Source organism: Micromonospora sp. WMMD754 (genome assembly GCF_049315235.1).
GTDB lineage: Bacteria > Actinomycetota > Actinomycetes > Mycobacteriales > Micromonosporaceae > Micromonospora > Micromonospora sediminicola.
Genome location: NZ_CP186058.1, coordinates 4,651,731 through 4,673,607, shown reverse-complemented (window position 1 = coordinate 4,673,607; position 21,877 = coordinate 4,651,731). Strand labels below are relative to the sequence as shown.

Genomic DNA, 21,877 nt, shown 5'->3' with positions numbered 1-21,877 from the left:
CCGGACACCTGTGGTGCATGTTCGACGACTTCACCGACGAGCGGATCGACGTCGGGGAGGTGGAGCTGCGGGTCCGCCACGCGGGGCAGGGCCCGCCCGTCCTCCTCGTCCACGGCCATCCCCGCACCGGGGCGACCTGGCACCGGGTGGCCCCGCGGCTGGTGGAGCGGGGGTTCGCCGTCGTCTGCCCGGACATGCGCGGCTACGGGCGGTCCGGGAAGGCGGACCTGCGCCCGGACCACTCCCAGCAGTCCAAGCGGGCGGTGGCGGCGGACCTGCGGCGGCTGATGGACCTCCTCGGCCACCCGAGGTTCGCCACGGTCGGGCACGACCGCGGGGCCTACGTGGCGCTGCGCCTGGCACTGGACCACCCGGACGCGGTCGACCGCCTGGTGGTCATCGACGGCGTGCCGATCAGCGAGGCGCTGGCGAGGTGCGACGCGACGTTCGCCCGCGAGTGGTTCCACTGGTTCTTCTTCGCCCAGCCGGACATCCCGGAGCGGGTCATCACCGCCGATCCGGACGCCTGGTACGCGGCCAAGGCGCGTCCCGAGAGCATGGGCGCGGAGAACCACCGGGAGTTCCTCCAGGCCGTCCGCGATCCGGCGACGGTCCGGGCGATGCTGGAGGACTACCGTGCCGGGCTGGGTGTGGACCGGGAGCACGAGGAGGCCGACCGGCGGGCCGGCCGCGCCGTACGCTGTCCGACCCTGTTCCTGTGGTCGACCCGCGACGACATGGAACGTCTCTACGGGGATCCGCTGGCCGTCTGGCATCCCTGGGCCGCCGACCTGCGCGGTCACCCGATCGAGTCCGGGCACCACGTCGCCGAGGAGAACCCGGACGACCTGACCGAGGCGCTGCACCGCTTCCTCACCTGATCTCGTCGGAGGTGGCGGCTACCCTGCCGTCATGGCGGGAGCGGAGCTGGACGAGTTGGTCGTGGCGGACGCGGACGCGCTGCGGGCGTGGTTGTCGGCCCACCACGCCACGTCCCCGGGTGTCTGGCTCGCGCTGACCCGCAAGGGCGGCACCGTCACGACGTTGACCTGGCAGCAGGCGGTCGACGAGGCGCTGTGTTTCGGCTGGATCGACGGGCAGGCCCGCAAGCGGGACGAGGAGACCTCCTGGATCCGGTTCACCCCGCGCCGGCCCCGCAGCATCTGGTCGCAACGCAACGTCTCGCACGTGGCCCGGTTGGAGGCGGCGGGCCGGATGACGCCCGCGGGCCGCGCCGCGGTGGAGGCCGCGAAGGCGGACGGGCGCTGGGACGCCGCCTATGCCCCGCCGTCGGAGGCGGAGGTGCCGGCCGACCTGTTGGCCGCGATCGCCGCGGTGCCCGCCGCCCAGGCCATGTTCGACGTGCTCACCAAGGCCAACCGGTTCGCGCTCATCCACCGCCTCAACGCGGTCAAGCGGGCGGAGACCCGCGAGCGCAAGATCGGCGAGTTCGTGGCCATGCTGGCCCGCCACGAGACGCCCCACCCGCAGAAGGCCCGGCCTCCGGTCACGCCCTGACCGCCGCGACGGCCGCGTGCGGGCGGCTGACGCCGTCGGCGGGCCGGTGCAGGCGGGCCACCTCGGCGAAGCCGGCCCGGGCCAGCCGGTCGGCGAACGCGTCCACCGGCCAGCGAAAGGCGGTGACGACCTTGTGGTCGAACGCGGCCACCTCGTCGCCGACGAAGATGCCGAACACCAGCGTCGCCCCCGGGGCGGTGACCCGCCGGAACTCGGCGAGCACGTCGTCGAGGTCGTCCGGTGGCAGGTGGATGACCGAGCCCCAGGACAGGACGCCGGCGAGGCGGTGGTCGGCGATCGGCAGATCCGTCATGGAGCCGAGCAGGTAGCTGCCGTCCGGGTAGGTGGCCCGGGCGTGGGCGATGAACTCGCCGACGACGTCGAGGCCGGTGGCGTCGGCCCCGGCCGAGCGGAGGTGGTCGGTGAGGTGACCGGGCCCGCAGCCCACGTCGAGCACCGGACCGGGCCGCCCGGCCAGATGCGCGCGGATGAAGGCGAGGTCGTCGGCGTGCACCTGCCCGCTGGTGCCGAACAGTTCGATGTAGAGGTCCGCGACGGACGCGTACGCCTCGCGGACCTGATCCGTGGTCGTCACCCGGCGACAATAGAGGGTCAGCGCCGGTCCAGGGCGCGCATCGTGTGCCGGAATCCGACCGTCTCGTGCCCGACCACCTCGACGATCCCCGCCAGCGCGACCAGGGCGATGGCGGCGACCAGGGCGGTCAGGCTCGTCCCGTCGTCCGGGTGGATCGGCCCGGTGGCGCCCAGCAGCGACGGCACGGCGACGGCGGCCGCGAGCGGGACGAGCGACAGCACCAGCAGCGGCACGTGCGTCAGGTCGTAGGAGCGCATCAGCACGCTCCAGGTCACGAAGATCATGACGAGCAGGGCCGCCATCGGCACGGCGAGCGACAGCGCCACCTGGAGCACGGAGATCTTCTCCTCCTCCACGGCGGCGGTGGCGACCCGGAGCCCGGCGCCCACGGCGGCGATCGCGCCGAAGATCGGCAGGTGGGCGTACCGCCAGGCGAACGTGCGGCCCGGCCACCGCTCCAGGATGGGCCGGGAGGGGATGAGGAAGTACGCCCACCACAGCGTCGCGGCGAGCATCAGGCCGGACGCGATGATCACCACGGCGGCGAGGCTCCACCCCTGCGCGTGGATGAGCGCGGTCACGGCGGCGGTGGTGGCGGCCACCACCTCACCGAGCGTGATGAGGGTGAGCAGGCTGAACCGTTCGGCGAGGTGGCCGGCGTTCCAGGGTGGGCTGCCCCGCCGTCGTTCCAGCACCACGGGCAGGGCCATCTCGCCGAGCGCCAGCAGCACCAGCGCGGCGACGACCACGGTGAGCGGCAGCGGAAGGATCGCGGTCAGCAGCCAGCCGACCTGCGCCACGGCGATGGTGACCGCGTAGGCGACGGTGATCCGCCGGTGCGCCGGGTCCTGCCGGGCGGCGCGCAGCCACAGCCCGATGATGGGTACGCGCATGATGACGTAGCCGACGACCAGGAGCAGGTTGTTCGGGCTGCCCCCGTCCGCCGTGGCCTCGAAGCTGACCGGCAGCCCGAAGATCAGGACGACGACGCCGAGCATCTGCACGAGCGTGGCGCCGCGGAACAGCGCGTCGTCGTTGTCGTACGCGGAGGAGAACCAGGTGAAGTTGATCCACGCCCACGTCACCGCGAAGATCGCGAACGCGTACGCGCCCAGGGCCGCGCCGACGTGGCCCTCGCCGATCTGGTGCGCGAGTTCGTCGGCGGCGGCCCCGAACGCGACCACGTAGGTCAGGTCGTAGAGCAGCTCCAGCGGCGTGGTCGACCGGTCCCGCTCGCCGGGGTCACGGCCGGTCATCGGCCGCAGCCGGTGATAGAGCTCGTGTCTGAGCCGAGGGGCCAGGTCGGAGGTTTCCGGACTACTCACGCGGTCTCCCACCTGGGCGGCACGACCGCCTGATCCTATGAGGTGGCCGGCGGCGGCGCTGCCGGAACGTGCTCCCACATCTCGCGGGTCATCTCGTACTCGACCTCACCCTGGTCCGCTCCCGGCACCGGCTCGTCGAAGGTCGGGAAGTACGTGCGCACGTAGCGCATGCCGACCGCCTCCATGACCCCTCGGGAGCCGGCGTTCACGGTCATCGTCTGGGCGATCACGCGGCGCTGCCCGACCGTGTCGAAGGCGTGCCGCAGCAGGACGCGCGACGCCTCGCTGGCCAGGCCCCGGCGCCAGTACCGGCGCACCAGCCGGTAGCCCAGTTCCGCGACGGTGGGGTCGTCGGGCTGGTCGGGGCCGTTCGCCGGGGGCAGCATCATGAGCCCGACGAACTCGCCGTCGCTCTCCCCCGCTGGGGCCGTCGAACCGCGCGCGCCGCCGTCGGAGCCGAACGCCATCCAGAAGCCCAGGCCGTCCACCTTGGTGGCCAGGCCCCGCCGCCGCGCGTGGGAGGCGACCACCTCGTCGCGGGTGCGGGGGCGGGAGTAGAGGTAGCGGAGCACCTCGGCGTCGGAGTCGAGCTGGACCTCCAGCTCCAGGTGCCGGTCGGCCAGGGGAACCAGCAGCAGGCGGTCGGTACGCAAGATCGGCTGAGGCATGCGGCAACGATCGCACGACCGCGCCGCCGCCGCGATCGGAATCCCCGCCGGCGGGTCGCCGGTGCCTGGCGCCGGTCGGTCATGCTGGGGTGACTCGGGCAACGGCCGGTGGGGGTGGACCGTGGCAACCTGGCTCTGGATCGTCCTGTGCGGCGTACCGCTGCTTCTTCTTGTTGTGGCGTTCGTCGTCCGCCGACGCCGGGCGGCCCGCGCGGCGGCGGGCGATGCCGTGCTGCGGGACGCCCGGCGGGCCATGGCCGAGATGGACCGCCGGCGCCGGCGCTCCCGTAGGGGCACGATCCGGGGCCAGGGCGGCGGCGGGACCGCGGGGACGATGTACGACGCCGCGTACGGCTCGGACACCTCCGCCGGCGCCTGACGTCACACCACCTTACGGATGCGTACCCTCGGTCGCTCGTTGCGCAGGTGACCCAGCTTGTGCTGGCGGACCTGCTCGTCCCACACCGCCTGGTCGTCGTCCGGCCCCGGCGCGATCCACCGGTGCGACCCGTCGCTGTAGTGGAACTTCTCGTCCCCGGCCCGCAGCACGCTCACCGCAGCCAGCCCAGGAACCGCCGGTGCAACGCCCCGGCGGGCGCCCAGCTCAGGTCGGCCGTCGCCCGCACCAACTGCGCACCCATGTACAGGGCCAGCGACATCGGCGCGTCCTCGTACTCCGCCTTCAACTCCCGCCGCCGGGTCGCGCACGGCCACGGCCCACCGCACCCGCCGCAGGTCCAGATCGGCAGCACCGGCCCGTGGGCGCTCACCCGCCCGCTCCCAGGAAGCGGGCGACGCTCGCGCGGGCCTGCCGGCCGATCGCCCACGTCACCTGCCAGCAGGGGTACGGAGTTAGCCGCGCCCACCACAGCCGACACCCCGCGCACATCCCGTCGAGACCCCGTACGTGCGCCGCCAGGATCGCCCGCTCGCCACGGTCGTTCACCGGTCCTCCGGAGCAGGTCGCTTCCCGTCGGTAACCGACTGTGCGGTCGGACCGAGATACCCGGCGCCCGAGTGGTCAGATTCGGCCATCGCGAGAATTCGTCGCTTGGCCGCGTCCCATTCGGCGGCCTGGATCTCATCCCCCGTGCGGCGGCTGGCCGAACCGCGTCGTCCTCCACCCACTGTTCACCTCCGTCCTCCGAGTGCGACGGACCGCCCGGACGGGAGCCGACACTGCACTCGACCAACGGACGAGGCGTCTTTCCTCGTCCGAAACGGACACTAGGGACAGGTGGTAGTGGCAGAATTACCGCTGGTTATGGCACCAGGCTGATCCCCAGACGTCCGGCCAGCAGGCGAAGCTCGTGGGGCACGGCGCGCCGCCTGGCCCGCTGGGCCATCGCGACGACGGCGTCCTGGGCGAGCGGGTTGAGCGAGAACGGCACCGGAGCGGCTCGCTCGGCGTGCACGAACGCGGCGAGCGCCTCGGTGTCCCGACGGCCCGAGTCGGCCAGCGCGCGCCCGAGGTCGAGCCAATAGGACATCTGCCGGATCGATGCCGCGAGAACCTGTGGTCGTACCGTGCGGGACAGCTCGATGACCCGGCCCGGTTCACCGGACTCCCCCGCGATGGACATCTCCCACAGCGCCACATTGGTCGGCCCGAAACCGCAGCCGTTGAAGCCCATGCCGTCCGCCGGATCGCCGAGGGTCGCCGCCTCCCTGGCTGCCTCGTCCAGGTGATCGCGCGCGATGTCCGCACGACCGCCGACCGTCGAGGCAAGCGCGGCGGACAGGTGCAACTGACCGAGCATCTGCCGTACCCGCTCGTCCGTCGCGGCGGACTGCAGCTCGGCCAGGGACCGGTCGGCCGCCCGCGCCGCCAGCGGCGCCGCCTCGATGGGCAGGCTCTGTGCGTACGCGAACCGGGACGCGCCCAGCCACGCCGGCTCCTCCACCGCTTCGGCGGCTGCCACCGCCACCCGCGCTGCGTTCAACGCCAGGTGCCGGTATCCGAGGTGCCGCAGGCACGCCGAGGCCTGGTAGGCGACCTGCGCGAGGGCCGTCCCGCCCACGGCGGCCGCCTCCAGCAGCAGGCCCGGCAGCATCTGGGCCATGGCGGGGAAGTTCGAGCGGTGCCGAAGCTGCTCGCTGCGCGCGATGTCGGCGGTCAGTTGCGCCGCTCCACGGGTCGACCGACGGCGCTCCCCGTCCTCGATCTCGATGAGCGCCGACCAGATCGCCGGCACGCACTCGGCGGCGTGCTCGCGGGCCGGATCGCCGGTCTCCGTGCCCTGACCGAGCAGGTCCGCGACCGTGACCTGCAACGCGGCGGCGACCGCGACCAGGGTCGAGCGGCGATCGATCGTCTTGCGTCCGGACTCGACCTGCGACACGTAGGACTGGCTGAGCCCGGCGAGTCCGGCGAGGACGGCCTGACTCATCCCACCTCGGCGCATCCGCCAGTATCGGATCCGGGCGCCGATGGTGTCGGTCTTCCTGGTCATGTCCGCCTGCCTCCCGGGACGATGACTGGGATCCGGCACTGATCAGCAGCGCCGGCATGCCGCCTTTCGGACGGTACACCGCCTGCGCGCGGTGCGACATGCGGTCGACGGTCCGCACACTCGCTAGCCTCGGCCGCTCGTGCGGACACCTCCAGGGAGGGCGGTCAGGATGAACAGCGATCATGACGTGACCGGAGCGATGAGCTTCATCTTCGAGGCGGGAGTGCTCAAGCGCGCGGCCCGGACCGGCTGGTGGTTCGCCGGTGTGAAGCACCCGGAGTCGATTGCCGAACACTCGTTCCGCACGGCGCTCATCGGCATGGTGCTCGCGGCCATGGAGGGCGCGGACCCGGGCCGGGTGTCGATGCTGTGCGTCCTGCACGACACCCAGGAAACCCGGATCACCGACATGCCGCACACCCGTCGGAATCGGGCCTGATGCGCCAGTACGACGTCAGCCGAACCGTCGTGAAGTGGGCCGTCGCGGTGCTCAAGGGTGAGGGCATCGTGGAGGGTCGGGCCGGCTCCGGGGTCTACGTCAGGGAAACCGCGCGGCTGGTTCGCCACGCAGGAGCCCGGGATCTGCGCACCGGCGACGACGCGACCTCGCCGTTCGCCCGCGACGCGGCTCGCGCGGGACAGCATGGCACCTGGGAGCACGACAGCCGCCACTCGAAAGCAGATGAACGCATCGCGGCTCGCCTCGCTGTCGAACCGGGGTCACCGGTGATGCGGACGACCTACCGCTTCCTCGCGGACGACGAACCGATACAGCTCTCCACCTCGTACGAGCCGCTCCCCCTCACCGCCGGCACTCCGGTGGAGTGGCCGGAAGAGGGCGCCGCCGTGGGTGTCGTCGCCCGCATGGACGCCATCGGTGTCCGCGTGGACGAGGTGGTGGAGCGGGTGAGTTTGCGGGCGGCGACGGCCGAGGAGGTCGACGCGCTCGACCTGCCGGCGCGTACCTTCGTGCACACCATCGAACGGACCTACACCGCTGGCGGCACGCCGGTGGAGACCGCCGACATCGTGTTGCCCGGTGGTCGCTACGACCTCGTCTACCGCATCCCGATCGACTGAGCAGGTGTCGTTGTCCCGGCGGCACGCGTCAGCGACAGTGACCGCGACGCCGTGGCAGAGAAGGTGGGATCCACGACGTTGCTGCCGTTGACACCAGGCCGCAGGCTGGTCGCATGTCCGGCCGTACCGTGCTGATCCTGCTGTTCGCGGGTGTGCAGAGCCTCGACGTGACCGGCCCGTTGGAGGTCTTCGCGGGCGCCGGCCCGGCCTACCGGGTGGTGACCGCCAGTTCCGGTGGCAGGCCGGTCCGCACGTCGAGCGGCCTGACCCTGGTGCCCGACGCGGACCTGTCGGCCGTGCCGGCGCCGGACACGGTGATCGTGCCCGGCGGCGAGGGCACCCGCGACACCGATCCGGCGATCGTCCGGTGGCTCCGGGCGCACGCCTCGGGGGCGCGACGCGTCGTCTCGGTGTGCAGCGGGGCGTTGGTCCTGGCCGAGGCCGGTCTGCTGGCCGGCCGCCGGGCCACCACCCACTGGCGGGTCTGCGGCACGCTGGCACGGCGGTATCCCGACGTCCTGGTCGATCCGGAGCCGATCTTCGTCCGGGACGGGCCGATCGCCACCTCGGCCGGCGTGACCGCCGGCATCGATCTCGCGCTCGCCCTGGTCGAGGAGGACCTCGGCCGCGACGTGGCGCTGGCCATCGCCCGGCACCTGGTGATGTTCCTGCGCCGCCCCGGCAACCAGACCCAGTTCAGCGCCCAGCTGTCCGCCCAGGTCGCCAGCCGTTCCGGCCTACGCGAGGTGCAGCGGTGGATCGCCGACAACCCGCACGCCGACCTGCGGGTCCCGACGCTGGCGCGACGGGCCAACCTGTCACCGCGGCAGTTCGCCCGGGCGTTCACCACCGAGGTCGGTGAGACACCGGGCCGCTACGTCGACCGGGTACGCCTGGAGACCGCGCGCCGCCTGCTGGAGGAGGGCGACGACGGCGTCGACCGGATCGCCGGACGGTCCGGCTACGGCACGAGCGAGGCCATGCGGCGCGCCTTCGTCCGCGCACTGGGCGTTCCGCCCTCCGAGTACCGACGCCGCTTCTGACCCGGGGAGGGTTCCTTGCAGATCGCGTTCCTGCTCTTCGACCGTTTCACCGCACTGGACGTCGTCGGCCCCTACGACGTGCTCAGTCACCTGCCCGGCGCGCGGGTCACCCTCGTCGCCGAACGTCCCGGCCCGGTTCGCAACGACGTCGGCAGCCTCCACCTGTACGCCGACGCGGCGCTCGCCGACGTGACCCGCCCGGAGGTGATCGTCGTTCCGGGCGGCCCCGGCCAGAACGCGCACATGCACGACGGCCCGGTCCTGCGCTGGCTGCGCGCCGTCGACCCGCACAGCACGTGGACCACCTCGGTCTGCAGCGGCTCGCTCCTGCTCGCCGCCGCCGGCCTGCTCGCCGGCCGTCGCGCCACCACGCACTGGCTGCTGCGCGACGACCTGGTCGCGCTCGGCGTCGTCGCGTCGCCCGAGCGGGTCGTCTTCGACGGCAAGTACGGCACCGCCGCCGGCGTCTCCGCCGGGCTGGACCTCGCCTTCGCCCTGGCCGGCCGGATCGCCGGTGACACGGTCGCGCAGGGCATCCAACTCGCCCACGAGTACCAGCCGCAGCCGCCCTACCGGGCCGGCGATCCGGCGACCGCGCCGGACGCGGTCGTCGCGGCGGTCCTCGCCCGGCGTTCGGCCATCGTGGGGCGCGCATGAGCGGCCACGGGCGCGGCCACGCCGCCCTCCGGGCGACCCTCGGCCCGATGCTGCGCGCGGCGGTCCGGTTGCGGGTTGAGGGGGTGGAGAACATTCCGCTGAGCGGGCCGATCCTGCTCGCCTCCAACCACCTGTCCGTCACGGACTCGACGTTCCTGCCGCTCGCCGTACCCCGGCCGGTGACCTTCATGGCCAAGGCCGAGTACTTCACCGGACGGACCGTCCTGGGGCGACTCACGGCCCGGTTCATGACCGCCGGCGGTCAGGTCCCGGTCGACCGGGACGACCGGCGCGCCGCGGTGGCGTCCCTGGAGACCTGCCTGCGGGTGCTGACGGAAGGCGGGATCCTCTGCATCTATCCGGAGGGCACCCGGTCCCCGGACGGCCGCCTCCATCGGGGCCGCACCGGGGTGGCCTGGCTGGCGCTCAGCTCCGGCGCACCGGTCGTCCCGGTGGCCATGTCCGGCACCGACCGGGTGCTACCGCCCGGACGGGCACTCCCCCGCCCGGCGCGGGTCCGGGTGGCGTTCGGCAAGCCGGTCGACCTCCGTGTGCTCGGCGGCGATCCCGGCGACGCGCGGTCCCGGCGGATCGCGACCGACGCCGTCATGGCCGCCGTGGCCGAGCTGTCCGGCCAGGAGTACGTGCCGCGGTACGCCCGGCCGTGACGTCCCGCGCCGCCGGTCCGGCCAGAGCGACCGGCAGTAGGCGTGGAGGCAGTGGTTGCGGCACCGCCGACGGCGCCGCAACCACATTGTGATGCAGATCACTCGCCTCGCTCATGCTCAGCCCTCGCGCGCCGGGGTGCACTGCCTCGCAAGTAGCCACTCACCCACCCTGAAACCCCCGGAGACCGCCCGGGCGAGCACACACGTACTCCCCCAAACCAAACGGCCCCGCCGACGGCAGAAACGGCCTGTGGAGATGATCCACAGGGGATCCGCGGGGATCGCCGGAGGCCCGGACGGTGGCTACGGTGGCTCGCATGCCAACTCTGATATCGCCCACCACCAGCCTGTATGCCGCCTTCCAGGACTGCCGCGAAGACTGGGGACCCGGTCTGCACGAGGACGGCTTCGGCATCGGCCCCGAAGACGACCTGGACTCGCCCGACGGCTTCGCCGACTGGGTGCGGCGACGTGTCCGGCTCGACCACGGGGCCGGAGCGCCATGCCCCGACGAGCGGCACGCCTCCTGCCGGTGGATCGTCGAGGACGGGCAGGTGCTCGGGGGGATCGCGATGCGGCACTGGCAGGACGACGACCTGGGCCAGATCGGCTACGGCGTCCGTCCCTCCGCGCGCCGCCGCGGCCTGGCGAGCTGGGCCCTGGGCGAGATGCTCCGCGAGGCCCGCACCGTGCTGGGTCTGCACCGGGTGCTCATTCCCTGCCTGGAGGACAACCTCGCCTCGGCGCGCACCATCGAGAGCCAGGGCGGCGTGTTCCAGGGAATCCTCGACACCGGGCAGGTCCGGGTGCGCCGCTACTGGATCACGCTCAGCCGCTGACCTGCCCACCGGCTGGCGGAAGGGCCGGCCGGTCGCGCTAAGGCGTCCAGTCGCGCCGGAGCAGGCCGTAGATCACCATGTCGGCGAAGCCGTCGCCGTCGTACTCGCGCTCCCGCTGGGTGCCCTCGTGCGTGAAGCCGCACTTCTCCGCGGTCCGCCGCATGGCGGTGTTGCTGGCCAGGGTCTCCAGCTCCAGGCGGCGCAGGTTGCGGTTGCGGAAGCCGTACCGGCAGAGCAGCCGGACCACGTCGGTCCCGTACCCCTGGCCGCGCGCCTCGGGCAGCAGCGAGATGCCGAGGTGGGCGTATCCGTTGAAAGTGTTGAGCCCCCACAGCGAGCTGCCGCCGAGGAACGTGCCGTCCGCCACGGTCTCGGCGAGCAGCGACACCCCGTCGTCGACCTCGGCCGGGTCGCTGATCCGCTTTTCCAGCCGGGCCCGGACCTGGCCGACGTGGTGCGGCACGAACGGGCCGTCGTCGCTGAGCAGGTGCAGTTCGGGGTCGCCGTGGAGGCGGAACAGGTTCGGCGCGTCGTCGGGCGTGGGCGGGCGCAGCCGGACCCGGTCGGTGGCGAACATGCCGCGACGCTAACAGCCGGGGTACGACGCCACGAACGAGTTAACGCCGGCCGCCGGTCTGGAATGCTTCGTCCATGCCGTCCTTCCCGCCCACCTTCGCCGCCGAGGTCGTCGCGCAGCCCGCCCGGGCCCAGTTCGAGGCGTTCCTCGACGAGCACCGCGACGCGCTCGACCGCTGCCTCGACGGGCTGACCGAGGAACAGGCGCGCCGGTCGTTGGTGGCCTCCCGAACCACCCTGCTGGGTCTGGTGAAGCACGCGACCTTCGTGGAGAAGGTCTGGTTCGACGAGGCGGTCACGGGCCGGTCGCGCGCCGAGATCGGCATCCCGGAGCGGTCGGAGGACTCGTTCCTGCTCGACGACGGGGACACCGTCGCCGGCATCCGGCAGGCACACCGCGCGGCCTGCGAGGCGTCCCGCCAGGCGACGTCGTCGCTGGGCCTGGACGACGTCCTCACCGGGCACCGGCGCGGGCCGCTCCCGCTGCGGTGGGTCTACCTCCACGTGCTGCGTGAGCTGGCCCAGCACTGCGGGCACGCGGACATCCTCCGGGAACAGGTCGTCGCCGGCTGACGCGCGGGGGCACGTGCGATCGTCGCGCGCCGGGTACCGTGCGAACGGGCGGGACGAGGAGGAGAGCGATGACCGGTGGCGGCCTCTCGTCGAAGCGGCTGGTGCGGCTGCGCGACCTGCTCAACCGGCACGTGGACACGGGCTTCGTCCCGGGAGTGGTCACCGTCCTCGCCCGCCACGGCCACGTGCACGTCGAAGCGGTGGGCCGGCTCGCGTTCGAGGGCGCGGGGTCGGGCACGCCGATGGCGGCCGACACGATCTGCCGCCTGGGTTCGATGACGAAGCCGGTCGTCTCCGCGTGTGTGATGACGCTGGTCGAGGACGGCACGCTCCGCCTCGACGACCCGGTCGACGACCTCCTGCCCGAGCTGGCGGACATGACCGTGCTCGCCGACCCGCACGGGCCCCTGGACGCCACCGTCGCCGCGCAGCGCCCGATCACGCTGCGGGACCTGCTGGTCGGCACCCTCGGCACCGGCATGGTCCCCGCCGAGCCGGGCACCGTCCCGATCGCCGACGCCCTGGACGCGCTCGACTACGCGTCACCGGACGGGTGGATCCGCCAGCTCGGCGCGCTCCCGCTGGTTCACCAGCCCGGCGAGCGCTGGATGTACGACGTCGCCGCCAACGTCACCGGCGTGCTCGTCGCCCGGGCCACCGGCATGTCCTTCAACGACGCCATCCGCGAGCGGGTCTGCGACCCGCTCGGCATGCGGGACACCGCGTTCAGCGTGGCCGCCGGAAACACCGACCGGCTGGCGACGGCGTACGCGCAGGACGACGCCCCCACCGGCGAGCCGGTCGTCGAGGACGGCCCCGACGGGCGGTTCAGCCGGCCCCGGGCGTTCGAGTCCGGCGGCGGCGGGCTCGTCTCCACCGCCGACGACTTTCTCGCTCTCGCCTCCGCCCTGCTCGCCGGCGGCGTCCACCACGGCGAGCGGGTGCTCTCCCGGCCGGCGGTCACACTGATGACCAGCGACCACCTGACCCCGGAGCAGAAGGCGGTGTCCGGCTTCTGGCCCGGATACTTCGACGCCATCGGCTGGGGATTCGGGATGTCGGTCCGCACCCGCCGCACGCACCTCGGGCCCTCGGTCGGCAGCTACGGGTGGCCCGGCCTCTACGGCACCGCCTGGTACAACGACCCCGCCGAGGACATGACGGCAATCGTCATGATGCAGCGGGCGCACGCGGGCGACCAGAGGCTGCCGATGTGGCACGACCTCTGGACGGCCGTCTACCAGTCGATCGACGACTGACCGCGGGCCTGTGGGACCGAACGAGCCGGGTGGCGGACGGCGACGCGGGCGCGATCTGCCGGTAGGTCGGCGCGCGGTGGCGGCCGTCGTGGGTGCGGCGATCGGACTGGCCGTTCTCGCCACGGCGTTCGTGGTGCTGCCGGGCCTGGTGGTCGGGCACGACCTGGCCGGAGCGAGCGTCTCCGCGCCGGATCGGCTGACCGCGGTGGGCGAGGTCCGCAAGACGATGCTCCAGGCGCTCGCCGGCGTCGTGCTGTTCTTCGGCGCCTACGCCACGTGGCGGCAGCTCCGGGTCAGTCAGGACAGCCTGCGTGCCACCCAGGAGAGCAACCTGACCGACCGCTTCAGTCGAGCGGTCGACCAGCTCGGCAGCGACAAGCTGGACGTGCGCATCGGCGGCCTGCACGCGCTGTGGCGGATCGCGGAACACGCCCCCCGCGACCGGGAGGCGGTCATCTCGATCCAGGCCGCCTTCCTGCGTACGCACCTGCCCTGGCCGCCGCACGGCACGGGAGCGCCCGCGGCGGACGTCGACATCAACGACGTCGCGCCGCTGGAGACGCGTGTCGCCGACGCCCAGGTCGCGCTGACCGGGCTGGGTGTGCTGTGCCAGCACCACCGGGAACAGCGCTGGGTCAACCTCAGCGACACGGATCTCCGTCGGGCGGACTGCGACGGGCTCTGGCTGCCGGAGGTCAATCTCGACCGGGCCTGCATGGAGTCGGCGGGCCTCTTCCACGCCAACCTCACCCAGTCGTCCCTGGTGTCGACGAACCTGCGACACGCCGACCTCAAGACGGCCGTCCTGCGCCGCGCCCGGTGCGTCGGGGCCGACCTGCGCGGGGCCCGGCTGGTGGAGACAGACCTGCGCGACGCCGACTTCGGCGAGGCGGACCTCCGCGAGGCGAACCTGCGCAAGACCGACGCCACCGGCGCCGTCTTCCGCCGCGCCGATCTGCGTCTGGCCGACCTGCGCGGCGCCGATCTCGGCGCCGCCACCCTCACCGGGGCGCGGTTGGACGGCGCTCTCGCCAGCGATCTCACCCGGTGGCCTGCCGACTTCGACCACGTCGGCGCCGGCGTCGTCGTCACCGACGACCCCGGCCCCGAGCCGCCGCCCCTGCTCCAACCGCCCGGGATCACGACGAAGGCCCCGCGGCTCCGGTCGATCCCCTGACCGGGGATCCAGACTCACATCGGCTGGTCGAGCAGCTGCCAGCCGCGGCGCAGCCACGGTTCCGTCCCCTGGCGGAGCAGATCCGCGCAGTGCTGTGCCGTGGCCCGGGCCAGCTCGGCGTCGTCCGGGTTCATCCAGCCGTCGCGGCAGGCGTCGTCGTACTCGTCCCAGTCCTCGATCTCGACCCGCCCGTCGACCTCGTGCCGGACCGGATCGAGTTCGAGGTCGACGTACCGCCAGCCGCCCTCGGTGACCTCCGGTGGGCGGCACACGTCGATCTCCAGTCGTCGGTCGGCGGGATCGCCCACCCACCACGCCGCCCACGGCCTACCGGTCGCCAGCAACACCACCACCGGTACGGACAGGGTGCCGCGGTCGTGCGGGGCGCCCCAGGCCGAACCGACCGGCCCGCGCAGCCACGTGCCGTCGCGGTCCTGCCCGACGCACCGCAGGTCGAACCAGAAGACACCGCCCGGGCGCTTGATCTTGAACAGACGCACGGTCTCGACGGCCGTCCTGTCGTTCACCCGAGCAGCCTACGGAGACGTACCTCCGGCGGGACGCCGACCGACGGCGGCCCCGGCGGATTCGCCGCCGGGCCGCGATGCCGGCGGTCCGAATTCGATCGACAGGACGATCGAGTGGCCCTACGGTCGCGTGGTGCGCCGCCCCGGAGAGATCGTCGTCACTGCCGAGCAGGTTCGCGCCCTGATCGACGAGCAGTTCCCGCAGTGGTCGGGTCTGCTGATCGTCGCGCAGCCGTTGACCGGCACCGACAACGCGCTGTTCCGGCTCGGCGACTCGCTGACGGCACGGCTGCCGCGGGCGCCGTGGGCGGTCGACCAGGTGGCGACCGACGCGACCTGGCTGCCGCGGCTCGCGCCGCACCTGCCGGTGCCGGTGCCGGTGCCGATCGGCCTCGGCCGGCCGGGCGGGGACTATCCGTGGCCGTGGACGGTCGTCCCGTGGCTGGACGGGCACAACCCGCAAGCCGGGCAGGACCTCGTCGACCTCGCCGTCGACCTCGCCGGCTTCGTCCGCGCGATGATCGCGATCGACCCGATGGACGGGCCGGTCAAGGAGGGGATTCAACGCGGCGTACCCCTGGCGCAGCGGGACGAGCTGACCCGCCGGTCGATCGCGGCGCTGGGCGACCGGATCGACCGGCGGGCGGTGACCGCCGCGTGGGACGAGGCGATGGCGGCGGACGAGTGGCCCGGACCACCCGCGTGGCTGCACGGTGACCTGCTCGGAGGCAACCTGCTGGTCGACCGGGGCAGGCTCACCGGCGTCATCGACTTCGGTGCTCTCGGCCGCGGCGATCCGGCGGTCGAGGTTCGGCCGGGCTGGAGCCTGTTCGATGCCCGCGCCCGGGCCGCCTACCGGGAGGCGCTCGGTTTCGACGAGGCGACCTGGGTACGCGGGTGGGCCTGGATGCTGTCGGGCTCGCTCTACTGGTTGGCCGACCTGTGGGACCTGATCAGCGAGGACGACCGCGCGGACACGGTCCGCTCCATCGACCACATCGTCCGTCACCGCCACGACTGACCCGCGTCGAACGCGCACCGGCCGCGGCGCCTCGGGAACAGGGCCGTGCCCCGGTCAGCGGACGAGCGGGCGGTAGCGCAGGTGAACGACGCCGTTGCCGAACCGGCGCTCGCCGAGGAGCGTGTAGTCGGTGCGTCCACCCGTGGGTAGTCCCGATTTGCCGCCTCCGACGGACGTGGGCCAGACGAGCAACTGGCACTCGTCGACCAGGCCGGCCCGGATGGCCTGCGCGGCCAGGTCGGCACCGCCGATGGTGATGTCCCTGTCCGCCGCGGCCTTCAGCTGGCGTACGGCGGCGGGGTCGAAGTGGCGCTCCACCCGGGTGGCAGCCGTCGGCACCTCGCTGAAAGTCGTCGAGTAGACGACCTTGTCCGCCGCCTTCCAGACGCGCGCGAACTCGGCCATGAGTTCGGACTGCGCGGCCAGCGAGGCGTCGGTCTCCCAGACGGCCATCATCTCGTACAGGCGCCGCCCGTAGAGGAACGTGCCCGCCGACCGCAGGAGATCGGTGGTGAACGCGAACACCTCGTCGTCGGGCGGGAACCAGGCGAAGACTCCCCCCTCGTCCTCCATGTAGCCGTCGAGCGACACGTTGTTCACGTAGATCAGCTTTGCCATGCCTCTACCTTCCGGCGCACCCGCGGTGTCACCTTGATCTGCCCGCTGACCGACCGTCACGTCTGTCATCAGGATCCGGCCGGGCGTCTCCACCCTCCGCCTGTTCCACGATCGACGGGGCCCGGGTGCGACGGCATCCCGAGAGAAAGTTGCGGGGACGGTCGACCGACAGGCGCGAGGGATACCGAACGTCCTCGGGAGCCAGTGGTGTCGGATCAGGTCAGCCGATCCCTGCGTGACGGGATCGGAGTACAGGGATACGCCGGGCTCGCGTCCGTCAGTCGGTCCCGCGTTCCCACGGACGCTCGATCCACGGATTGCTGTCGAGGTAGGCCGTGAGCCTGGGAAACCGCTGCCGGGTGCGGGTCTCGTCGGTCAGGTCGCCCGGCGCTCCCACCGGTGTCTCGGGTCCGGACGGGCCGTCGATGGCGAACGGAGCCCCGGTCGCGGCTATGTGCGCATCGAGGGGAAGACCGCAGAACCAGTCGATTCGCGCGTTGTGCCGGTCGGACGCCAACTCGACAAGGCTGTCAGGGTCGTTCTGCACGAGCCGGACGACAGGCCGTCCATGCGACAGGATCCAGTCCTGCACGGCGGAGAAGTCGTCGTCGTCCACGCTGCCCAGAAGCAGTGTCGCGGCGTCCCGGATCGACCAGCGGTACAGGCTGTCCTGCACCTGCAGCCACAGGTCATCGAACCATTCGATCTCGTCCGGGGTCAACGCGCGCAGGCGGCGGCGGAGCACCCGGGCGACGCGTTCCGTGTCGGCGCCCCCCTCCGCTCGGGCGCGTTCCACGATCCGCCAGAAGTCCTCCCACTCCATGGCGCAGACCCTACGAGCCGACTCCGCGTGCCAGGGCCCCGCGGAGGTGCGTTCCGAGGACGCGTGCTGTCAACGCGCAAGCGGGACACGGCATCGTGCTGGTTTCTGGGATGGATACGGCACTGGGCGGCCGGCAAGCCGTGGTTCGACGCCCCCTGAGAGTCGGACGGTCAGCCGCCGGGCGTGCGCCTGCGGGGCGAGGCTCTCGATCGGATATCTTGCCGGCGTGGAGATCCAGGTGCTGGAGGGCACGCTCGTCGAGGTGCCGACACCGGGCATGACGGGCATGGACCGGCGTGCGTTCGGCGAGTTCGTCGGCCCGGGTGGCGAGTTGGCGTCGTACGCGTTCGGCTGGGTCACCGGCTCGGACCCGCACGTCGCTCGACTGTCCGTGGGGATCGGCGCCGGCAATCCCGGCGGCGGCACCTTCCACGCCGTCATCTTCGCCAACGAGGAAGGCCATGCGTTCTCGCTCGTCGACGATCCCTTCGAGCGGGTCCCGCAGGGCGGTCCGGACCTGACGGCGGACCAGTCACGTGCCCACGAGGACCTGCCGTTCGTGTGGTGGGTGACCGACCACGTCATGGAACACGATCGGCGCGCCCGGTGGATGCAGCACTGGCTCCTGGGCACCACCTGCATCCAGACCGCTCAGGTCTTCGAACGCCACGAGCCCGTGCTGCGGATCAGTCACGACGCGGACGACGGGATCTGGCAGCTCATCGGGACCAGTGACGCGGACGGCAGCAACGGCAGGCTCGGGCACCTGCACCATGCCGTCGACGAGGATCCCAGCCTGATCGACGTCCTTGACCTGCCGCCCGGGCGCAGCGCGGTACGCGCGGCCCCGGGACGACCCTGGACCTGCGACGCCTGACCTCGATCGAGCCCAGCCCTATTCCTGCGCGTCGAGGTCGCGCAGGGCGTAACGGAGGTGTTCCCACTCTTCGTCGAGGATCACATGGAGGCAGTGCACGACCGGCTCCTCGTGATCGGGTGACCACGCTGTCGGCCGCGGCTCGGCGAGCAGGGCCGGCGTGGCGTTCGCGAGGAAGTCCCGCACCATGGCCTGCCGTTCGGCCCGCAGGTCCAGTGTCTCGGCGAGACTCGGCGGCGTTGCCGCGAAGATGGACATGTCGTAGCCGTCCGTCTCGTACTCGGCGTGCGGCTGCCCGAGCGGGTGGAAGGGCTGCGGCAGTCGCAGAATCGCCTTGCCGAGCCATGCGTCGGTGGCGAACGCGAGGTGGCGCAGCGTCTGCGCGAACGACCACTCGCCGTCGATCGAGACGTCGGCGGCGCCCTCGGGCATGGACTCGACCCGGTCCACCGCGGCTGCCCAGGCCCTCTCGAGCGCCGCCCACGCCGCGCGCAGGCCGTCGAGATCCGTGGCGTTCTTCAGCTCGCGCCCGGGAAAGCGCCGGTTCAGCTCGGCCTCGACGAGCGGCGCCACGTCGACTCCGTTGACCAGCAGTGCGCCGTCCGCCAGCCAGGGCGCATCGATATCGAGCCCGCGCACGTCGACACCGCGCATCACCGCGCCGGCCAGCGTCGACCTGGTGAACCGCGCGCCTCGCAGGTCCTTGTCCTCGAAAGTCCTCACGTCGCCCTCGGTCACGGCGTCCCTCCTCCCATTGACGATCGCGGTGATGCTAGCGGGCGGGCCCGACAACGAATGCGCGACGCGACCAGCCGGCGGACCGCCGAGTCCGCTGCAACACGTTCCTGCGGTCCTTGGTCACAGATCGAACGCGGCGACGAGGGCCGAGAATGTCGGTGCCACCTCGCGCCACGAACACGGCCCCGGCTGGGTCCAGAAGTCACTGGCGAGGACGCGAGGGTCGGTGGGATCCGTGCGGTAGTCCAGGGCGACGACCACGTCATCGCCGGCTCGCTCGTTCACCGCCACGAGGAACGCCTTGTCGATGTCCAGCCACGGCAGGTCGACGGGCCCGGGCTGCTCGCTGCCCCGCGCCAGCCTGAACACCTGGGCCGTCGCGTCGTCCTCACTGAGCGAGTCCAGTGATCGCGACTCTCGCGCCATCGCCTCGATGCTGGTAAGGAAGTCCAGCGGGTCCTCGAACCACGGCATCGTCCGGGCAAGGACGGTGGTGCCGGGATGCCGCCATCGACCTTCCCTCACCAGCGACAGCAGCAGCCGCGGAACGACAAGGCCACGAATCCGGACCGGAATACGGCTATCCTCCACCGTCCAATCGTCCCACCGATCAGTCCGTGCCTTGGTCTGCCGTGAGCCGCACACAGAGATAGGGCCCGACCCTCAGCACACGTACATCCGCAGCCTCGCCCCGGCCGCGACTGAACACACCGATCGACGCGGACACCTCCGGTCGTGACGGCGATCCGCGCTCGGTCCGGATGGGTAAACTGCCGCACACGCATGTCGGAGCGGTGCCAGCGGGGGCGGCCATGAGCGCTGAAGACCGGATCGAACGAGTCAGAGAAGCCTGTGAACAGGCGGTGTACAGCGGTGACACCGGCGCGTTGACCGAGGCCGAGCGAGCTTTGGACGCGGTCGAGGCCGACGTGGCGTTGGCGCGCGGAAAGATCCTGCACGCCCGGTATCAGGCCGCCGCCGGCTCGTCGGCCGCCGAGGACCCCGCCGAACTTCCGCTGTTCGAGCGCGCACTCCGGTTGTACCGCGCACTGGGCGACACCCGCGGCGAGGCCGAGGCGCTGTTCTGGATCGGCTGTCTCCACCAGTTCGTCCGGCGCGACGACGAGGCCGCGCTACCGCACCTGGAACGGTCGTGTCGACTGGCGGCCGAGACCGGTGACCACCGGACCCGGGCCGAGGCGCTGCGGCACCTGGGCATCGCGGCGCATGCCGCCGGCAGGTGGGACGAGGCGCGTGAGCAGCTCGAGGAGTCGTCCCGGCTGCGCCGGGAGATCGGGAACCTCCCGGGCGTGGCGTCCAACATGGTCGGGCTGGCCTACATCGCCGCGGCTCAGGGCCGCCGGGCGGAAGCACTCGCCACGCTCGACGAGGCGTACGCCATCGCCCGTCCGCACGGCGCCCACGCCACGGTGCGGCACATCGAGCAGGCGAGAACACAGATGTGACGTCGCCCGTCAGCTCCCCGCCGCGTCGAGGTCGCCGGCGAGCGAGTCGGGGGCGCGCATCCGCCACGCGTCGGTGACCAGTTCCGTCAGGCGCTCGACGTCGACGTGCGCCAACCGCAGCATGACCAGCGGAAAACCGTCGTACGCGGGAGTGGTGAAGAAGAGGTCGGGCTCGCCGAGCAGCAACGCCTGCTTCTCCGCCTCGTCACCCACGTAGAGCACCGCGATGTCGGTGCGGATACGCCGCGGCCTGCCGGGCGTGCGCTCGGGATAGGACCAGACGAAGCCCTTGTCGGCGACCCGGAAGTCGAAGCCGTCGCTGTCGATCTCGACCACGTGGGGCAGCGCCGACGCCACCCGCCGGACGTCGTCCGCGTCAACCACGGCGGTCACCCCGGGACACCGCCTTTCGCATCGCCACACCCTGACCGGACGTGTGTCCGGGATCCGCGCACGCCGCCGGTTCGAGCAGCGACAGCCTCCGCCGCTCCGCGTCGAGGCCGACGCGGATGCCGACCGGCATCGGCAGGTTCGGGCCGGCGTGTCCGAACTCGACGTTGCCCAGCACCGGGATGTCCCGGTCGCCGAGCACGTCGAGGACGATCTCGGCCAGGGTCGGGTCGGGCGACCCCAACCCCTCGATGGCGTGCGGGACGCCCACGACCATGCCGGCGATCCGGTCGAGGACGCCGCAGTGCCGCAGCACCTGCAGGTCGCTCCACACCCACGACGCGAAGCCGCCCATCTCCTCCCAGAACAGCACCGCGCCGTCGAACCAGTCGAGTGGCAGCGCGTACCGGGTCGCCTGGGTGCGCATGACGCGGTTGAGCACGCCGCCGATGAGCCGGCCCTCCACCCGACCGGCGCGCCAGCACTCCCACGACGGGGTGGTGGGCAGCTCGCCGATCGCCTCCGTGCCGGTGAGCAGCGTCGAGTAGAGGCGCTCCAGTTCCGCCCGGCGCGCCTCGGTCACCCGCTGCCACGCCCCGCCGAGCCCCGGCGTGGCCAGGTCGGCGTGGAACCCGACCAGGCCCGTACGCGCGTGGAGCACGAGGTGCAGCAGCGAGATGTCGCTGTAGCCGAGGATCGGCTTGGGGTCGGCGGCGATCGCCTCGACGTCGATCAGGTCGAGGTAGCCGAGCGCCGTCTGACCGCCGTCGTGCGCGACGACGGCGCGCACCTCGGGGTCGCGCAGCAGCGCGTTGAACTCCTCGGCGATCTCCGCCGCGGTTCCCGCGCTCCACCAGTGGCGCCGCCCCGCCTCGAGCAGCGGTGCCCGACGCACCCGGAATCCCATCCCTTCCAGGACGGCCACCGCCCGGTCGAGGTCGGGCTCGTAGGTGGCGTGCAGCGGCCCGGACAGGGACGCGATCACG

The 21,877-nt window shown here is 72.4% G+C and carries 28 protein-coding genes and 1 pseudogene; 15 read left to right on the top strand and 14 right to left on the bottom strand.

Features of this window, described 5'->3' with window-relative positions; translation table 11 throughout:
* Nucleotides 1–17 precede the first annotated feature (17 nt).
* Both ACN27B_RS22510 and ACN27B_RS22505 read left to right on the top strand, forming a co-directional pair.
* Complete coding sequence (locus tag ACN27B_RS22510; RefSeq protein WP_422741461.1) at nucleotides 18–881, top strand: alpha/beta fold hydrolase; 864 nt, start codon at nucleotides 18–20, stop codon at nucleotides 879–881.
* Between the two features lie 31 nt (nucleotides 882–912).
* A complete protein-coding gene (locus ACN27B_RS22505) occupies nucleotides 913–1,518 on the top strand; it encodes a YdeI/OmpD-associated family protein (RefSeq protein WP_099161365.1) in 606 nt (201 codons plus the stop codon).
* On the opposite strand, the gene ACN27B_RS22500 is transcribed toward ACN27B_RS22505, so the two are convergent.
* The 3 genes from ACN27B_RS22500 to ACN27B_RS22490 form a co-directional block, all read right to left on the bottom strand.
* Nucleotides 1,508–2,113, bottom strand: a complete 606-nt coding sequence (locus tag ACN27B_RS22500) for a class I SAM-dependent DNA methyltransferase (protein ID WP_099161366.1) — start codon at nucleotides 2,111–2,113, stop codon at nucleotides 1,508–1,510. The two genes, ACN27B_RS22505 and ACN27B_RS22500, sit on opposite strands and share 11 nt — an antisense overlap.
* Nucleotides 2,114–2,130: 17 nt before the next feature.
* Nucleotides 2,131–3,369: a low temperature requirement protein A gene (locus tag ACN27B_RS22495; protein ID WP_422741460.1), complete on the bottom strand. Its 1,239-nt coding sequence runs from the start codon at nucleotides 3,367–3,369 to the stop codon at nucleotides 2,131–2,133.
* A 104-nt stretch (nucleotides 3,370–3,473) separates the two neighbouring features.
* Nucleotides 3,474–4,106 (bottom strand): GNAT family N-acetyltransferase, encoded by a 633-nt coding sequence (locus tag ACN27B_RS22490; protein ID WP_422741459.1) that lies wholly within the window; start codon nucleotides 4,104–4,106, stop codon nucleotides 3,474–3,476.
* A gap of 121 nt (nucleotides 4,107–4,227) precedes the next feature.
* On the opposite strand from ACN27B_RS22490, the gene ACN27B_RS22485 reads away from it, so the two are divergent.
* Nucleotides 4,228–4,485: a hypothetical protein gene (locus ACN27B_RS22485; RefSeq protein WP_422741458.1), complete on the top strand. Its 258-nt coding sequence runs from the start codon at nucleotides 4,228–4,230 to the stop codon at nucleotides 4,483–4,485.
* Between the two features lie 2 nt (nucleotides 4,486–4,487).
* On the opposite strand, the gene ACN27B_RS22480 is transcribed toward ACN27B_RS22485, so the two are convergent.
* The 3 genes from ACN27B_RS22480 to ACN27B_RS22470 form a co-directional block, all read right to left on the bottom strand.
* On the bottom strand, nucleotides 4,488–4,661 hold the full coding sequence (locus ACN27B_RS22480) for a hypothetical protein (RefSeq protein WP_422741457.1): 174 nt from the start codon (nucleotides 4,659–4,661) through the stop codon (nucleotides 4,488–4,490).
* Entirely contained in the window at nucleotides 4,658–4,876 is a 219-nt protein-coding gene (locus ACN27B_RS22475) for a hypothetical protein (protein ID WP_281591903.1), read from the bottom strand. The genes ACN27B_RS22480 and ACN27B_RS22475 overlap by 4 nt, the downstream gene beginning before the upstream one ends.
* 492 nt (nucleotides 4,877–5,368) lie before the next feature.
* On the bottom strand, nucleotides 5,369–6,559 hold the full coding sequence (locus tag ACN27B_RS22470) for a helix-turn-helix domain-containing protein (RefSeq protein WP_422741456.1): 1,191 nt from the start codon (nucleotides 6,557–6,559) through the stop codon (nucleotides 5,369–5,371).
* Nucleotides 6,560–6,728: 169 nt separating this feature from the next.
* Between ACN27B_RS22470 and ACN27B_RS22465 the strand changes: the two are divergent.
* From ACN27B_RS22465 to ACN27B_RS22440, 6 genes and pseudogenes are all read left to right on the top strand, one after another.
* Nucleotides 6,729–6,977, top strand: a pseudogene (locus ACN27B_RS22465) (HD domain-containing protein); the annotation flags it as partial.
* A 20-nt stretch (nucleotides 6,978–6,997) separates the two neighbouring features.
* Complete coding sequence (locus ACN27B_RS22460) at nucleotides 6,998–7,639, top strand: GntR family transcriptional regulator (protein WP_422741455.1); 642 nt, start codon at nucleotides 6,998–7,000, stop codon at nucleotides 7,637–7,639.
* Between the two features lie 113 nt (nucleotides 7,640–7,752).
* Nucleotides 7,753–8,682, top strand: a complete 930-nt coding sequence (locus ACN27B_RS22455; protein WP_422741454.1) for a GlxA family transcriptional regulator — start codon at nucleotides 7,753–7,755, stop codon at nucleotides 8,680–8,682.
* A gap of 15 nt (nucleotides 8,683–8,697) precedes the next feature.
* A complete protein-coding gene (locus ACN27B_RS22450; RefSeq protein WP_422741453.1) occupies nucleotides 8,698–9,339 on the top strand; it encodes a DJ-1/PfpI family protein in 642 nt (213 codons plus the stop codon).
* Nucleotides 9,336–10,007: a lysophospholipid acyltransferase family protein gene (locus ACN27B_RS22445; RefSeq protein WP_422741452.1), complete on the top strand. Its 672-nt coding sequence runs from the start codon at nucleotides 9,336–9,338 to the stop codon at nucleotides 10,005–10,007. Before ACN27B_RS22450 ends, ACN27B_RS22445 begins: the two co-directional genes overlap by 4 nt.
* 317 nt (nucleotides 10,008–10,324) lie before the next feature.
* Nucleotides 10,325–10,846: a GNAT family N-acetyltransferase gene (locus tag ACN27B_RS22440; RefSeq protein WP_099161375.1), complete on the top strand. Its 522-nt coding sequence runs from the start codon at nucleotides 10,325–10,327 to the stop codon at nucleotides 10,844–10,846.
* Nucleotides 10,847–10,883: 37 nt separating this feature from the next.
* On the opposite strand, the gene ACN27B_RS22435 is transcribed toward ACN27B_RS22440, so the two are convergent.
* On the bottom strand, nucleotides 10,884–11,423 hold the full coding sequence (locus tag ACN27B_RS22435) for a GNAT family N-acetyltransferase (RefSeq protein ID WP_099161376.1): 540 nt from the start codon (nucleotides 11,421–11,423) through the stop codon (nucleotides 10,884–10,886).
* 74 nt (nucleotides 11,424–11,497) lie between these two features.
* On the opposite strand from ACN27B_RS22435, the gene ACN27B_RS22430 reads away from it, so the two are divergent.
* From ACN27B_RS22430 to ACN27B_RS22420, 3 genes are all read left to right on the top strand, one after another.
* On the top strand, nucleotides 11,498–11,995 hold the full coding sequence (locus tag ACN27B_RS22430) for a DinB family protein (RefSeq protein WP_099161377.1): 498 nt from the start codon (nucleotides 11,498–11,500) through the stop codon (nucleotides 11,993–11,995).
* Nucleotides 11,996–12,063: 68 nt separating this feature from the next.
* Nucleotides 12,064–13,254, top strand: a complete 1,191-nt coding sequence (locus ACN27B_RS22425; RefSeq protein ID WP_099161378.1) for a serine hydrolase domain-containing protein — start codon at nucleotides 12,064–12,066, stop codon at nucleotides 13,252–13,254.
* A 76-nt stretch (nucleotides 13,255–13,330) separates the two neighbouring features.
* On the top strand, nucleotides 13,331–14,431 hold the full coding sequence (locus ACN27B_RS22420) for a pentapeptide repeat-containing protein (protein ID WP_422741451.1): 1,101 nt from the start codon (nucleotides 13,331–13,333) through the stop codon (nucleotides 14,429–14,431).
* Nucleotides 14,432–14,445: 14 nt separating this feature from the next.
* Here ACN27B_RS22420 and ACN27B_RS22415 read toward each other — a convergent pair whose 3' ends face one another.
* Nucleotides 14,446–14,958: a DUF402 domain-containing protein gene (locus tag ACN27B_RS22415; RefSeq protein ID WP_099164626.1), complete on the bottom strand. Its 513-nt coding sequence runs from the start codon at nucleotides 14,956–14,958 to the stop codon at nucleotides 14,446–14,448.
* 133 nt (nucleotides 14,959–15,091) lie between these two features.
* Here ACN27B_RS22415 and ACN27B_RS22410 point away from each other — a divergent pair, with 133 nt between their 5' ends.
* A complete protein-coding gene (locus tag ACN27B_RS22410; RefSeq protein WP_422741450.1) occupies nucleotides 15,092–15,979 on the top strand; it encodes an aminoglycoside phosphotransferase family protein in 888 nt (295 codons plus the stop codon).
* A 54-nt stretch (nucleotides 15,980–16,033) separates the two neighbouring features.
* On the opposite strand, the gene ACN27B_RS22405 is transcribed toward ACN27B_RS22410, so the two are convergent.
* On the bottom strand, nucleotides 16,034–16,597 hold the full coding sequence (locus ACN27B_RS22405; protein WP_422741449.1) for a dihydrofolate reductase family protein: 564 nt from the start codon (nucleotides 16,595–16,597) through the stop codon (nucleotides 16,034–16,036).
* Between the two features lie 277 nt (nucleotides 16,598–16,874).
* Nucleotides 16,875–17,420, bottom strand: coding sequence for a DUF4240 domain-containing protein (locus ACN27B_RS22400; RefSeq protein ID WP_099161381.1), 546 nt, complete (start codon nucleotides 17,418–17,420; stop codon nucleotides 16,875–16,877).
* Nucleotides 17,421–17,646: 226 nt separating this feature from the next.
* Between ACN27B_RS22400 and ACN27B_RS22395 the strand changes: the two genes are divergently transcribed.
* On the top strand, nucleotides 17,647–18,297 hold the full coding sequence (locus ACN27B_RS22395; RefSeq protein WP_099161382.1) for a hypothetical protein: 651 nt from the start codon (nucleotides 17,647–17,649) through the stop codon (nucleotides 18,295–18,297).
* A gap of 18 nt (nucleotides 18,298–18,315) precedes the next feature.
* Here the strand turns inward: ACN27B_RS22395 and ACN27B_RS22390 are convergent, their stop codons facing one another.
* Both ACN27B_RS22390 and ACN27B_RS22385 read right to left on the bottom strand, forming a co-directional pair.
* Nucleotides 18,316–19,035, bottom strand: coding sequence for a DinB family protein (locus ACN27B_RS22390; protein WP_422741448.1), 720 nt, complete (start codon nucleotides 19,033–19,035; stop codon nucleotides 18,316–18,318).
* A gap of 120 nt (nucleotides 19,036–19,155) precedes the next feature.
* Nucleotides 19,156–19,626 (bottom strand): hypothetical protein, encoded by a 471-nt coding sequence (locus ACN27B_RS22385; protein WP_422741447.1) that lies wholly within the window; start codon nucleotides 19,624–19,626, stop codon nucleotides 19,156–19,158.
* Nucleotides 19,627–19,847: 221 nt separating this feature from the next.
* Here ACN27B_RS22385 and ACN27B_RS22380 point away from each other — a divergent pair, with 221 nt between their 5' ends.
* Nucleotides 19,848–20,501 carry a tetratricopeptide repeat protein gene (locus tag ACN27B_RS22380; protein ID WP_422741446.1) on the top strand — a complete coding sequence of 218 codons (654 nt, stop codon included), beginning with the start codon at nucleotides 19,848–19,850 and terminating at the stop codon, nucleotides 20,499–20,501.
* A gap of 9 nt (nucleotides 20,502–20,510) precedes the next feature.
* Here the strand turns inward: ACN27B_RS22380 and ACN27B_RS22375 are convergent, their stop codons facing one another.
* Together ACN27B_RS22375 and ACN27B_RS22370 are read right to left on the bottom strand one after the other, a co-directional pair.
* Nucleotides 20,511–20,885, bottom strand: coding sequence for an MmcQ/YjbR family DNA-binding protein (locus ACN27B_RS22375; RefSeq protein ID WP_281594045.1), 375 nt, complete (start codon nucleotides 20,883–20,885; stop codon nucleotides 20,511–20,513).
* Entirely contained in the window at nucleotides 20,878–21,876 is a 999-nt protein-coding gene (locus ACN27B_RS22370) for a S66 peptidase family protein (protein ID WP_422741445.1), read from the bottom strand. Before ACN27B_RS22370 ends, ACN27B_RS22375 begins: the two co-directional genes overlap by 8 nt.
* Between the last annotated feature and the right edge of the window lies 1 nt (nucleotide 21,877).